The organism is Sphingobium sp. FW306-1B-F04DB, assembly GCF_058781925.1.
On sequence record NZ_JBYSXE010000009.1, the window covers coordinates 48211 to 61469 of the forward strand.

10 protein-coding genes are annotated in these 13259 nt (G+C 64.2%); 3 read left to right on the top strand and 7 right to left on the bottom strand.

The features are described from left to right. Positions 1–14: 14 nt before the first annotated feature. From AC3WJD_RS06810 to AC3WJD_RS06830, 5 genes are all read right to left on the bottom strand, one after another. Positions 15–1388 carry an aromatic ring-hydroxylating oxygenase subunit alpha gene (locus AC3WJD_RS06810; protein ID WP_492745698.1) on the bottom strand — a complete coding sequence of 458 codons (1374 nt, stop codon included), beginning with the start codon at positions 1386–1388 and terminating at the stop codon, positions 15–17. 296 nt (positions 1389–1684) lie between these two features. Beyond that, positions 1685–2212, bottom strand: a complete 528-nt coding sequence (locus AC3WJD_RS06815) for a VOC family protein (protein ID WP_492745700.1) — start codon at positions 2210–2212, stop codon at positions 1685–1687. Positions 2213–2217: 5 nt separating this feature from the next. Then, a complete protein-coding gene (locus tag AC3WJD_RS06820; RefSeq protein ID WP_492745702.1) occupies positions 2218–3396 on the bottom strand; it encodes an aromatic ring-hydroxylating oxygenase subunit alpha in 1179 nt (392 codons plus the stop codon). Positions 3397–3416: 20 nt separating this feature from the next. Further along, positions 3417–4430 (bottom strand): NADP-dependent oxidoreductase, encoded by a 1014-nt coding sequence (locus tag AC3WJD_RS06825; RefSeq protein WP_492745704.1) that lies wholly within the window; start codon positions 4428–4430, stop codon positions 3417–3419. Between the two features lie 2 nt (positions 4431–4432). Further along, the gene (locus tag AC3WJD_RS06830) at positions 4433–6097 is read right to left on the bottom strand and encodes an FAD-dependent oxidoreductase (protein WP_492745706.1); all 1665 of its coding nucleotides are present in this window, start codon (positions 6095–6097) and stop codon (positions 4433–4435) included. Between the two features lie 152 nt (positions 6098–6249). On the opposite strand from AC3WJD_RS06830, the gene AC3WJD_RS06835 reads away from it, so the two are divergent. The 3 genes from AC3WJD_RS06835 (at position 6250) to AC3WJD_RS06845 (ending at position 9684) form a co-directional block, all read left to right on the top strand. Next, positions 6250–7014, top strand: coding sequence for an SDR family NAD(P)-dependent oxidoreductase (locus AC3WJD_RS06835; protein WP_492745708.1), 765 nt, complete (start codon positions 6250–6252; stop codon positions 7012–7014). A gap of 1 nt (position 7015) precedes the next feature. Beyond that, a complete protein-coding gene (locus AC3WJD_RS06840) occupies positions 7016–8209 on the top strand; it encodes a cytochrome P450 (RefSeq protein ID WP_492745709.1) in 1194 nt (397 codons plus the stop codon). A 68-nt stretch (positions 8210–8277) separates the two neighbouring features. Further along, entirely contained in the window at positions 8278–9684 is a 1407-nt protein-coding gene (locus AC3WJD_RS06845; protein ID WP_492745711.1) for an aromatic ring-hydroxylating oxygenase subunit alpha, read from the top strand. Positions 9685–9914: 230 nt separating this feature from the next. Here AC3WJD_RS06845 and AC3WJD_RS06850 read toward each other — a convergent pair whose 3' ends face one another. Together AC3WJD_RS06850 and AC3WJD_RS06855 are read right to left on the bottom strand one after the other, a co-directional pair. Continuing rightward, positions 9915–12188, bottom strand: coding sequence for a TonB-dependent receptor (locus AC3WJD_RS06850; protein ID WP_492745712.1), 2274 nt, complete (start codon positions 12186–12188; stop codon positions 9915–9917). Positions 12189–12372: 184 nt separating this feature from the next. Then, the gene (locus tag AC3WJD_RS06855) at positions 12373–13143 is read right to left on the bottom strand and encodes a glucose 1-dehydrogenase (RefSeq protein ID WP_492745714.1); all 771 of its coding nucleotides are present in this window, start codon (positions 13141–13143) and stop codon (positions 12373–12375) included. Between the last annotated feature and the right edge of the window lie 116 nt (positions 13144–13259).

Sequence of the window (13259 nt, forward strand, 5' to 3'; positions counted from 1 at the left end):
GTTCTCCCGGCCCGTCAGGCGTTCAGATATTTGTCGAGCGTCTGGTGGAGATGGCGGATCCGCGACTCCTGATAGACGGACAGCGTCTCCGCACCCTTTTCGCTCGCGTACATCCCCTCGCGCTGCCAGCGCATGATGTCGGTGTCCTGGTCGAGGACGTGCGCGAGGAAGGGGTCCATGTCCTCCACCTCGGTGTAGGACTGGTTCTCCTCGATCCGGACGACCTCGGCGACGTCATAATGCGAGCCATCGGTCGGTTTCGGGCGGAGCACCATCTGGTCGAACAGGCAGCGGTCGTGATCGTCGCCATCGGGGCGGAACTGCTGGATCAGCGGCAGCCCGACCGACGGATAGATGAAGAGGTTGGGGAAGACATTGTATTTGAGCGAGTCGATCATCTCGGGGACCGAGCGCTTCGAATAGTCGAGGCCGTATTCATCGGCCATCTGGCGGCGAAGCTGTTCGGCCATTACCCAACGGGCGGTCTTGCCCTCGGGAACGACCGAGCGTTCGCCCACCGTCGAGCGATCGCTGACCAGCATCTTGTCGAGCAGGTCCTGCTGGCTCTGCTCGAGCGTCGAGGTCGGGCTCGGGCTCGCCATCGCGCAGAGATCGCGGCTGATATGGTCGCTGAAAATATCGTGCTGCATGTTGTGGTCGCTCACGACATGCGTCATCTCGGGATGCGCGACGGGGGTGTGATAGGCCTCCATGAAGGCCTCCTGCGACAGCTTCCAGTTGCCCGGCAGCCGCTTCTGGACGTGGGTGTGGACATACCAGTTGGAGAGGTCCCAGTCGCGGAAATGCTGGGGCAGCACTTCGAGATAGTCCATCAGCGGGCGGGCATCGCGATCGAAATTGACGAAGATGAAGCCGTTCCAGCTCTCCACGCGGGCTTCGGGGAGGCAGGCCTTTGCCTTGTCGAGCTGGGGGAATTCCCATTCGCACGGGATGGTCTTGATGGTGCCGTCGAGGTTCCAGGTCCAGCCATGGAAGGGGCACTGGATGGCGGCGCTCCAGCCGTTGCTACCCGAGGGCTTGAGCTTGGTGCCGCGATGAAGGCAGCTGTTGTGATAGGCGCGAAGGCCCTCCTCGGTCCGCGTGACGATCAGCGAGCGCCGGCCGATGTCATAGACATAATAGTCGCCGACCTCGGGCACATGCTCGTCGCGGCACGCGAATTGCCAGACCTTGCGCCACATCTTCTCCATCTCGAGGTCGAAAAACGCGCGGCTGGTATAGCGCTCGAAGGGAATGTCCGCGGTCGACTGCTCGGGATTGCGCTGCATCGCCAGCTGGGGCGGCAGCTCATCGCCATCGGCGCGGGCAATGTCCTGATAGGTCTGGCCCGGAAAATGCTCCCGCTGGGCTTGCGTGATATCGGTCATGGCGGATCCTCTCGCGGCGCGCGCAACCGCGCCTTTGACCCGGAGAGTCCGCCGGGCGGGCCGGGCGATCAACCAGCAATATCGCTAGGTCGTGAACCTAAGATCCTCCCCAAGCTCGCTTGGGGGGGATCATGCGAAGCATGGTGGAGGGGAAGGTACGGCATCAAGCGCGCCTCCTTCCCCTCCACCGCGCTACGCGAGTTGGGGAAATGGGCGTGCTGGCGGCACGCCCATTCCCCAACTCCCCCTCCCCGAGACAAGCTCGGGGAGGAACCATGATGACCGCTTCAAAAGGCTCAGGAAAAGCTGATCGTCCGGATGGGATCGTTGCCGTCGAAATCCGCGGCCGCCTGCCTCACCATGTCATAGAAGCCGGCCAGCACGGGCACGCCCTCGTAGAGCTCGATCATGTGGCCGTAGCGCGCGACCGCGTCCATCATCATGAAGGTGAAACCGTCGTTCATTTCAGCATAGAGCGCGGCCCCGAATCCCTCGCGCTCGAAATGCGCACGGGCTTGGGCCAGGTCGTCGACGATCAGCGCGACATGGTGAAAGCCCTGCTCGCCGGGCGCGTACATGTCGCGGATCGCGGAGGGGCCGTCATTGTTCTGCTGGATGAACTCGATCATCAGCTCGCCCCACTGGCCATAGGCCGAGCTGTGATCGAAGGGCGCGGGGCGGCCGCGATAGAGGCTGGTGCGCAGCGGTATATGCTCCGCGACGAAATAGGGGCCCGAGCCGTAAAGCCGATGATGCGCGAGCGCGGCGGTGCGCACGTCATCGACCGCATAGGCCAGCTGGCGGACCGGATAGCCGCGGAACATCCGGCTCAGAGCTCGGGCGGCGCCTTCGCCGGATCGTCGCTCAGGCAATAGTCGACATATTTGTGGAAATACTGGTTCCCACGCTCGTTGCGGCCAAAAATCACCGACTTGATCGCGCCCGATTCCAGCCCCTTCTGGACCTTGAGGCCCACGCCATAATCCTCGGTGTCCACGACGTCGCGGAGCCAGTTCATCATCCCCTCGATCGCCGCGGCATCCTCCTCGCTGCGCGGCGGATCGCGGCGGATGAAGAGCAGGTTGGTGGTGTTCCTGTCGGGCGTCGGGCCGGGCACGAGCTGGGCGACCTGCGTGATCTCGGGCGCGAAGAAGATGCTGACATTGGGGAAGATCGTCCGGACGAAGTCATAACCCTCATTCTCATGCTCGCCCCAGATTTCACGCGGCATTGCGCCCAGCGCTTCCTTGATGCTCACCTGCGGGAAGCCGACGCGCATATGTGGCCCGAGCGCGGTGAAGTTCATGATGTTGCTGAAGGTGCGCGGGTGGATCGTATTGGGATGCGCCGCCGCGAAATGATAGCCTTCGAGATAGCCGTCATAGGCGATCTTCCAGTTCGCGCCGTGGATCTGGCGCCCACCGCAGAAATGCCACTTGTCGAGCTCATAGGCCTCGAGATCGTCGAGCATCCCGCCGAGATGCGTGCGGATGTCGATCGTCTCGCCGGGAGTCATCACGATCCAGACGATACCGCCCGCCTCGACGCAGGGTAGCTGCGTCAGTCCGCGCTCCTCCTTGCAGACGGGGCCGAATTTCTGCGAGTCGGAGACGCCAAGCAGCTTTCCGTCATTGCCATAGGTCCAGGCGTGATAGGGGCAGGAAAAGCGGCGGCCGCTACCATAGCCCTCGGGCACCACGATCATGCCGCGATGCGCGCAGACATTGAGCATCGCCGCAACCTCGCCATCCTTCTTGCGGGTGACGAGCACGGGCTTTCCCATCAGCTCGAACGCCTTGTAGTCACCTGGCTGCGGGATTTCCGCGGACAGCGCGGCAAGGATGGGCATCTTGAGGAAGATGCGGTCCATCTCAAGGGCGAACTGGTCGGGATCGAGATAGACCGATGCCGGCACCTCCATCGGCTCGGCGGCGCTGTCGGTGGTACCGGTCTCGACAAACTCGAGCATCTTCGCGGCTTCGTTACCGAGCGTTTCGTGGAAACCCATCCTCGTATCTCCTCTCGGCCTCAATCGAGGCAAACCACCGTCTTTCCCGTCGTCTCGCCGCTCATGAGCCGGATGAACGCGGCAGGTGCGCTTTCGAGCCCGTGGCTCACATTTTCGAGCGGGCGCAGTTTTCCGTCGCGCACCCAGTCCCCAATACGCGTCTGCGCCTCCCCCAGAAACTCGGGATGTTCATAGGTCAGGAAGCCGCGCATCGTCGCGCGCTTGACGAGCAGCTGCCAGAGATTGCGGATCGGGTATTGATCGTCGGCATTGTTGTAGTTGGCGATCATCCCGCACACGACGACGCGGCCATGCTCGCGAAGGCGGGGGAGCATCGCGTCAAGGATCTCGCCCCCGACATTGTCGAAATAGACGTCGATCCCCTCGGGCGCGGCTACCTCGATCGTGGCGCCGAGATCGCCCCGGGCGCGATAGTTGACCACGGCGTCGAAGCCAAGTTCGCGGCAGAGCGTTGCCTTGCTCTCCGACCCGACCACGCCCACGACGCGGCAGTCGCTGAGCTTCGCAATCTGCCCCGCGACATTGCCGACCGCGCCCGCCGCGGCGCTGATCGCGACGGTTTCCCCGGGCTGGATCTGGCCGATCGCGAACAGCCCGACATAGGCGGTGAGTCCCGACGGCCCGAGCGTCCCCATATAAAGCGAGAGCTGGTCGCGATCGGCGATGTTGCACTTTTCCAGACCGATGGCCCCTGCGCGCATCGTGCTGAAATCTTCCCAGCCCGCGAGTGCGCGCACGATATCGCCGGGCGCGTAACCGTCGAGCCGACTTTCGACCACTTCGCCCAGCACCATGCCCCGCACCGTCTCGCCAAGCGCGACGGGCGGGAGGTAGCTCGGCCGGTCGTCGAGAAAGCCGCGGATCGCGGGATCGATCGCGAAGACGCGGTTGCGCACCAGCAATTCACCGTCTTCGAGCGCCTTGAGCGGCATTTCCTCGATCGTGAAATCCCGCGGCTGCGGCAGCCCCTCGGGACGCCGTGCCAGCCTTATGCACCGATTGGTGCCAGCCACGACTAAGCCGGATCGGCCGTGGCTGCGATCGGCGCAGCGACCCGCGTCCCGGCATGGCGGCCGGCGCGATAGCCGAAGACCATGCCCGGCCCCAGCGTGCCGCCCGCGCCGCCATAGGTCATGCCCATCGGCGAGGCCATGACATTCCCCGCGGCATAGAGACCTGGGATCGGATCGCCGTCGACATCGAGCACACGCGCCTCCGTATCGGTCTGTGGGCCGCCCTTGGTGCCGAGGCAGCCGCTCTTCACCTCGACCGCATAATAGGGACCGGCGCCGAGCGGCGCGAGCGTTGCGCGAGGATCACCGCGGAAAGCGGGATCGCCCCACCACCGGTCATTGGCGCTTTCGCCGCGCCCGAAATCAGGATCGACCGCCTTTTCGGCATTGTCGTTGAAGCGGGCGACGGTTGCGGCGAACGCGTCCGCATCGATCCCGAGCACGCCCGCCAGCTCGGCAAGCGTCTCGCCATGTGCGATCCATTGCGGCGGGCGCGCGCCGCTCGCGAACTCGTCGCTCAGCCCGCCGACAAAGGGATATTTGGCGTAGAAGTCCTGGTTGAAGATTAGCCAGCAGGGGAGGTTCGCATATTCGAAATGCGTCACGTCCTGCTCGTGAAACGCCGCGCCGAAGGCGTTGTAGTTGGACGCCTCGTTGGTGAAGCGCCGGCCCCGCTTGTTGACCATCAGCGCGCCCGGCATCGTCCGCTCGTAGGTCAGCAGCTGCCGGCCCATCGGGTTGATGTCGGTCGGCACCTCGATCACGGGCATCCACCATGCTTCGCGCATGTTGCCGAGCATCGCGCCCACGCGCATCGCCATCTTGAGCCCGTCGCCGGTATTGGTCTTGATCGAGACGGGATGGGTGAGCGGACCGCGGGTAAAGGCGCGGATCATGTCCTTGTTCCACTCGAAACCGCCGGTCGCGAGGATCACGTTGGGCGCCGTCGCGGCAAAGCTGCCGTCGGGCCCCTCGAAGGCGACGCCCGCAACCGCGCCGTCCTCCATAACGAGTTCGGTCGCGCGGCAGCCCATGCGCGGCTCGATCCCGCGGTCGAGACAGCCCTTGAGCAGCCGTCCCACAAGCGACAGCCCCATGCCCCGCTCGTCATTGGCGCGGCGGCGCTCCTTCTCCTCGGGTGACGCGGGCGTGGGCACCGACTGGCCGAGCGTGGTTTCGCCGATCGTGTAGGTGAAATCGGGATAATAGGGCGAGGTGCCCACGCGGTCGCGCCATTCGCCAAGTTCGCCATAGGGATAGGGCGGGCATTCGAGCGTTCGGCCGCCCTCGGGCTTTCCGCCGGGGAATTCGGGATGATAGTCGGGAAAATCGGGCACCGAGACGAAGCGGACGGGCGTTCGCTCTTCGAGGAACCCGATCATCTCCGATCCCGAATCGATATAGGTCTCGGCCATTTCCTGATCGATCAGGCCGTGCGACAGCGCCATCAGATAGGTGAGCGCCTCCTCACGGCTGTCGGGCTTGCCGAGCGCCCGTTCGTGCGGGTTGTTGGGGATCCAGAGCTGCCCGCCCGACCAGGCGCTAGTGCCACCGATCGTGTCGGCCTTTTCGAACACACCTACGCGCGCGCCGCCCTCGTGCGCGGCGATCGCGGCGGTCAGCCCCGCGGCGCCCGTTCCAAGCACGATCACGTCGAAATCTCTCATCCTGTCTCTCCTTGGCGGCCGCTTCGCGCAGCTCGTCCGAATGCCCTCAATAGGATGCCCCGCGCCAATCCCATCCTCTGACTAGCGCCAGTTGTTCGCGCGCGGGCGAGCGCGTCTCCTCCGGCCATCATCACGGCATCCGGGAGCGGAGAATGATCGATCTGGGCGGGAAGGTGGCGCTGGTGACGGGCGCGGCGTCGGAAGCGGGACTGGGCTTTGCCGCCGCGCGCAAGATGGCGGGGCAGGGGGCCAGGCTCTTCCTCACCGATATCGATGGCGAAACCGTCTCGCGGCGCGCTGAAGAACTGAGAGCGGCCGGGAACGAGGCGCAGGCGATGGCGCAGGACGTGACCGACGAGGCGGCGTGGCGCGCGGTGATCGACGCCGTGATCGTGGCCTATGGGCGGCTCGACATCCTCGTCAACAATGCGGGGATCGCGGTGCTCAAGATGATGCGCGAGATGACGACCGCGGACTGGCGGCGTCAGCTCTCGGTCAATCTCGACAGCGTCTATCTCGGCTGCAAGGCGGGGATCGACCAGATGCGCAAGCAGGGCGGCGGCGGGTCGATCGTCAACCTGTCCTCGGTCGCGGGGCTGATCGGCGTGCCCGGCTGCAGCGCCTATTCGGCGAGCAAGGGCGGGGTCAGGATGATGACCAAGTCGATCGCGCTCGAATGCGCGCGCGAGGGCATTCGCGTCAACTCGGTCCATCCGGGCTCGATCTGGACCGACATGCAGAAGGTCGCGATCGCCGACAACAAGGAGCAGTTCGACATCATCGAGGCGGCGATCCCGATGGGCCGCCTCGGCGACCCCGACGATATCGGCGCGATGATCGCCTTTCTCGCCTCGGACGACGCCAAATACATCACCGGCGCCGAATTCGTCGTCGATGGCGGGCTGACGGCGCAATAGCATGCTGCGCCCCGCGCACGTCCCCGCCGAGCGCGTCGTCGATTTCGACGTGAACGCGCCACCGGGGCTGGCACAGGGATTCCACGAAAGCTGGAACGCGCTGGTGTCGTCGACCGCGTTCAGCCTGGTCTGGACCGACCGCAACGAGGGTCACTGGATCGTGACCGACGGCGCGCTGCTCCACGAATTCTTCGCGCAGCCCGAGCGGCTTTCGAACCGCATCCTGTTCGTGCCGCGGTCGACCGCCGAGCATCATCACCTCGTCCCCACCACGCTCGATCCACCCGAGCACACGCCCTATCGCAAGCTGCTGAACGGTGCGCTCTCGCCGCGCACCGTGCGCGGGATCGAGGAGCGGATCAGGGCGGTTTCTGCGGATCTCATCGAGCAGTTCGCTGCCCGCGGCCATTGCGACTTCATCGCCGAGTACAGCAGCATCTTCCCGATCCGCATCTTCATGTCGCTGGTCGGGCTGCCGCAGGACGACACCGCGAGACTCAAGCGCTGGTGCGACGCGATCGTCCGGCCCGATCCCGAGATTTCGTTCGAGGCCGCCACCGCTTTGCTCTCCGGCTACATGCTGCCCATCGTCCGCGCACGCAGCGGCGGCGACGGCGAGGATCTGCTTTCCGACCTGCTCCGGGGCGAGGTCGAGGGTGCGCCGATCTCCGAGGAGCGTGCGGTCCAGCTCGCGGTCCAGGTGCTGATCGCGGGGCTCGATACGGTGGTGAACCTGCTGGGCTTCGTCTGGCATTATCTGGCGATGCGCCCCGACGTGCAGGCGCGGATCGCGGCGATGGAGAACCGTGCGGGCATCATCGAGGAAATCGTTCGCCGCTTTCCCGTGGTCTCGATCGCGCGCGTGGCACGCGAGGACATTTTCGTGGATTGCGTCACCATCCGTGCAGGCGATGTCGTCGCGATGCCTACCATGGCCCACGGCTTGGACCCGGCCGCCAATGACCGTCCGATGGACCTCGATCTGGACCGGCGCGACGGGGCGCATTCCACCTTCGGCAACGGCCCGCATCGCTGCCCCGGCGCGCATCTTGCGCGGACCGAGATCCTGATAACGCTGGACGAGTGGTTTTCCCGAATTCCGCGTTTCCGCTATGCTGGTGACGGACCGGTCCGGATGCACGGCGGGATCGTCGGCACCGTCGAAAGCCTGCCGCTCGACTGGGATATCGCCTGACGCATTCCATAGGTCCGAAGGCAAATTGAATCGGCTAACCTGCCGTCAAGGCAGAGGAGAATCATCATATGGCCGACCGCGATCCGGCAATCAAAGGCGAACCCCTGGCGCGGTGCCCGGGTCCGAGCTTCCGCGATATGGCGCTTGCGGACACGAATCCCGTTCCCGAATTCCTCTATCAGGACGTCTACGAGAATCTGGGATCCGAGCCGATTCCTGCCTCGCGCTACACCGACCCCGCCTTCTTCGAGCTCGAGAAGCAGAAGATGTGGCCCAAGGTCTGGCAATTCGCGGCGCGCGAGGAGGAACTGCCCGAGCCCGGCGACTATGTGGTCTACGAGAATGTCGGCCGCTCGTTCATCCTCGTCCGCCAGGCGGATGACTCGATCCGCGCCTTCTACAATGTTTGCCTCCATCGCGGCCGCAAGCTGAAGACCGAGGATGGCTGGACCGCCGAACTGCAATGCCCCTTCCACGGCTTCACCTGGAACAATGACGGCACGCTGAAGGGGATGCCCTGTCGCTGGGATTTCGCGCATCTGTCCGATGAGAAGATGCGGCTGCCCGAGGCGCAGGTGGGGCGCTGGGGCGGCTATATCTTCATCCGTGAAAGCGCGGACGGCCCGACGCTCGAGGAATATCTCGCGCCGCTGCCCGAGCATTTCAAACGCTGGAAACACGAGGAATGCGTGACCGCGGTGTGGGTGGGCAAGGTGATCCCCGCCAACTGGAAGGCGGTGATGGAAGCCTTTATGGAGAGCTGGCACACCGTCATCACCCATCCCCAGCTGCTGCCGTTCACGGGTGACTGCAACTCGCTCTACAATATCTATGGCGACAATGTGAACCTGACCGTCACGCCCTTCGGCGTGATGTCTCCCCATCTCGATCCCGAGGGCAGGGAACAGCAATGGATCGTCGACGAGTTCGTCAAATATAACGGCCGTTCCACGGACAATTACGAGGGTGAGGGCGACGGTTTCGACGTGAAGGTGCCCGAAGGCGCGACCGCGCGCGCCGCGCTTGGCGCCAAGCTGCGCGAGACGACGAGCAAGATGTTCGGCCACGACGTCAGCTTCGCGTCGGACAGCGAGATGATGGACGCGATCCTCTACGACGTCTTCCCCAATTTCAGCCCCTGGGCGGGATTCCAGCCCAATCTCGTCTATCGCTGGCGGCCATGGCCCGATCAGGATCACACGCTGATGGAGGTCCGCGTCCTGACGCGCGTGCCGCCGGGGCAGGAAAGGCCCCGCTCGGTTCCGATGAGGTTCCTGACCAAGGAACAGAAATGGACCGAGGCGACCGAACTTGGCAAGATCCTCGGCGATGTGTTCGAACAGGACATGGACAACCTGCCCTATGTTCAGGAGGGGCTGAAGGCCTCGAAGAACAACGAGGTCAATCTGGCGAACTATCAGGAGATCCAGCTCCGTCAGTTCCAGAACACGCTGATGAAATACATCAACGCGTGATCGTCGGGATTGCTGGAGGGGCGGCGCCCGCAGCCGGGGGCGCCCTGCCGACACGCGCATAGGTAGGCGCGAACGTCACCATGGGGTGGGAGGCCACCCTTCACCCCTCCCTTTCAAGGGAGGGGCTGAAATTGGGCCGATTACGGCCTCCGCGAACCCTCTCCTTTCATCAAAAAATGGCGGCCGGGATAGCCCGACCGCCCCAGGGAGGAGAGGCGTCCCGGCGCCTGCTAGAACTCGAACCCGAGCTGTGCGCCGTAGGTCCGCGGCTCGCGTGCCGCGGCGAAGGCCCAGAGCGTGGGGAATGCCGCAACGGTGAAGGCCGTGTTGGGCCCGCGATCGTCGAGCAGGTTGCGGCCAAAGATAGTCAGCCGGCCCTTGGCGCCCGCGCTGTTCATGTTCCAGATGAATGAAAGGCTGGCATCGAGCAGGTTCTGCTTGTCCGAGCGCAGCCGCGGGTCGTTGCGATCGACGATGATGACCGTATCCGCGGTGGTTCCTGCGGGTATCGGCGTCGCCGGGTCGGCAGCGATCTGCTGGTCGTAGCGGGCAAGGTAACGATAGCCGGCGTTGAACTTGATGTCGCCGCCGAACGGGCCGAAATCGACCGGCAGCGTATATTCGCCGTTGATCGACCAGGTGATCTTGGGCGCATAGATCAGATCGACGTCCGAAAGATCGAACTGGACCGGGAAAGTGAAGCCGGCGACCGGCTGGCTGGTCACGAAGCCGCCGAATTTCGAGTCGGTATAGCCCAGAGAACTGCGCAGGATGAGGTTGCGGACCGGCTGGAATGTAAGGTCGGCCTCGATACCCTTGATCTTGGCCGACGCGGCGTTCGTGACGATCGTTTCGTTGCCGACGCCGCCCGCAAGCGTGATCGTGGTCGATTGCTGGATATCCTTGTAGTCGGTGTAGAAGCCCGCGATGTTCAGCGCGACCTTGTTGTCCCAGAACTCGCTCTTCAGGCCGACTTCATAGGAGTCGACGGTCTCTGGATCATAGGGCGTCGTCGCCGATATGGGCGAGAGACCGCGGCCGTTGAAGCCGCCCGAGCGATACCCACGCGACCAGGAGGCATAGAGCATGAGGTCGTCACTCGGGCGCCAGTCGATCCCCACCTTGGGCGTGAACTTGCTCCAGCTCTTGCTGGCATTGGGCCCGACAAAGACGCCCTCGAGCGTCGTCTGCATCTCTTTCTTGTCATGGGTATAGCGGCCGCCGCCCGAAAGCCGGACGCCCTCGAAGACCTCCCAGTTCAGGTCGAGGAAGGCGGCATAGGATTCGGATCTTCCCGTCGTATCCTGCTCTGGCGTCGGCCCGCCGAAGACGGTCGTGTTCTGGATGAGGTTATATTTGCTGTCGAAGTAATAGAGGCCGGCGACATAATCGAAGCTGTCGCCAATGTTGCCGGCGCCCCGAAGCTCCTGACTGAACTGGTGATATTTCTGGCGACGGTTTGCCAGATAGAGGCCGCCCGTGGCGAAATCCTGCTGCTGAAGCTCCTTGGATTCCCGATAGGAGGTGATCGAGGTGAGTTTTACCGGGCCGGTGTCCCAGTTCATCTCCAGCGTGGCGGCAGGCGCGCGATAGCGGCCGATCGTCGGATTGACGGGAAAGACCGTATAGATGTCATCGGTGATACTGCCATCGCAGATCGGCAGCAGGGGGCAGAAGACGTCGCCCGTGCGCGTCAGCGAACCATTGACCGGATCGAAATCCTGCACCTGCTTTTCGAGCGTCAGCAGCGCATCGAAACTTTCACCGGGCGTGAGCAGGAAGCTTGCGCCGAAATTCTCGCTGTTCGATGCACCGCGATACTTGCCGGTGCCGAGCTGCTTGTAATAGCCCGATCCGTCGCTGTGCATTTCGAAGAACTTCGCGGCGAGAACCTCGGGCACGATCGGCACGTTCACCACGGCGCGTCCGGTGAACAGGTCGTAGTTCGCGATCCCCGCCTCGAACTTGCCGCCCCATTCGCCGGTGGGACGGGTGCGCCGAACGTTGATGACGCCCGCGATCGTGTTGCGCCCGAACAGCGTGCCTTGCGGGCCGCGCAGGATCTCGATCGATTCGATGTCGAAGAAATCGAGCATCTGGCCGGTCGAGGTGCCGATATAGACGCTGTCGATGTTGACCCCGACCGCGGGGTCGAAAGACTTGTCGACATCGGCGAAGGCGATGCCGCGGATCGAGATGTTGGCCGTGGATGCGCCTGTCGACTGGACGGTGATGAGCACGTTGGGTGCCGCACCCTGCAGGTCGCCGATGTTGAGGGCGGCAGCGCCTTCCAGCTGGGACGGGGAGATCGCGGTGATGGCGACGGGCGTGTCCTGCAGCGTTTCATCGCGACGGCGCGCGGTAACGATGATATCCGCCACGCCGACTTCTTCCGGTGCCTCGGGTGCCGCCGCGGGCTGCGCGGGCTCGGCGGTGTCCTGCGCCATGGCGGGCATCGCCCACAGCGTGCCTGTTCCAAGTGCGAGCATGATCGGGCGCTTCATCAGAATCTTCCCCACATTCCCCTCCAAGCCATTGGCCCGGGCGTTTTCCCAAGGCTCTGTCAGGAACGCATGTTCCGCGTGCGAATCTAGATGTTCTGCACGGCCGAAACGACCTGCGACTTTGCGTAGGTCGGGCATATCGGCGCGCGCATGCGGCGAAAGTGCCACAGTGCGCGAAATGCGCTCACAGCGCGGTCATTCCCCCGTCGATGCTGAACGCCGCACCCGTCGCGAAGCGGCTCTCGTCGGATGCGAGATAGGCGACGATCGCCGCGATATCGTCGGGATGGCCCAGATGGCCGATCGGATGCGCCGCCATGAAACCGGCAAGCGTCGCCTCGGGATCCTCGACCTGCGCCAGCACCTTGTCGAGGATCGGCGTCCGGATCGCGCCCGGATGGACGCTGTTGCAGCGGATTCCGTAACGCTCCCGCGCGCAATGCAGCGCGATCGACTTCGTCATAAGCGCAACCGCCGCCTTCGCCGCATTGTAGCCGACAAGGTCGGGATCGGCCCTGAGGCCGGCCGCGGACGACATGTTGACGATCGAGCCGCCTGTCTCCTTCATCAGCGCAATGCCGTGCTGGCAGCCGAGGAACACGCCGCCGACATCGACGTCGAGCTCATGGCGCAACGCCGCATAGTCGAGCACCTCGATCGAACCCATGGTCGTGATGCCCGCATTGTTGACCAGAACGTCAAGCCGGCGGTGGCGCTCGGCGATTTCGTCGATCGCGGATTGCCACTGCGCGGATACGGTGACGTCGAGCGCGATGGCGTGGTTGCAATGTTTGAGCGTCGCCGCGTGCGCGCGGGCTCCTGCCTCATCGATGTCGGCAACGATGACGTGCGCCCCCTCGGCGTCGAGCCGGGTCGCGATTGCGGCACCCAGGCCCGACGCGGCCCCCGTGACGAGTGCAATCCGGCCCTCAAGTCTCCCCGGAAAAGGGGGCAACGGCGTATTCATGCAGCGATATTGAAGAAGGCGGCTGTCCGGCGCCAGCTGCGACAATGGCTAGGCGAGCGGTGCGCGATTCTAGCGCAAGTGAGAGTAGGCCGGGCGTTCGGCGG

Bases quoted from the DNA above. Each gene is read 5' to 3' on its own strand.
- AC3WJD_RS06810 (WP_492745698.1), bottom strand. From the start codon at position 1,388: ATGACCGATATCACGCAAGCCCAGCGGGAGCATTTTCCGGGCCAGACC.
- AC3WJD_RS06815 (WP_492745700.1), bottom strand. From the start codon at position 2,212: ATGTTCCGCGGCTATCCGGTCCGCCAGCTGGCCTATGCGGTCGATGAC.
- AC3WJD_RS06820 (WP_492745702.1), bottom strand. From the start codon at position 3,396: ATGGGTTTCCACGAAACGCTCGGTAACGAAGCCGCGAAGATGCTCGAG.
- AC3WJD_RS06830 (WP_492745706.1), bottom strand. From the start codon at position 6,097: ATGAGAGATTTCGACGTGATCGTGCTTGGAACGGGCGCCGCGGGGCTG.
- AC3WJD_RS06835 (WP_492745708.1), top strand. From the start codon at position 6,250: ATGATCGATCTGGGCGGGAAGGTGGCGCTGGTGACGGGCGCGGCGTCG.
- AC3WJD_RS06840 (WP_492745709.1), top strand. From the start codon at position 7,016: ATGCTGCGCCCCGCGCACGTCCCCGCCGAGCGCGTCGTCGATTTCGAC.
- AC3WJD_RS06845 (WP_492745711.1), top strand. From the start codon at position 8,278: ATGGCCGACCGCGATCCGGCAATCAAAGGCGAACCCCTGGCGCGGTGC.
- AC3WJD_RS06850 (WP_492745712.1), bottom strand. From the start codon at position 12,188: ATGAAGCGCCCGATCATGCTCGCACTTGGAACAGGCACGCTGTGGGCG.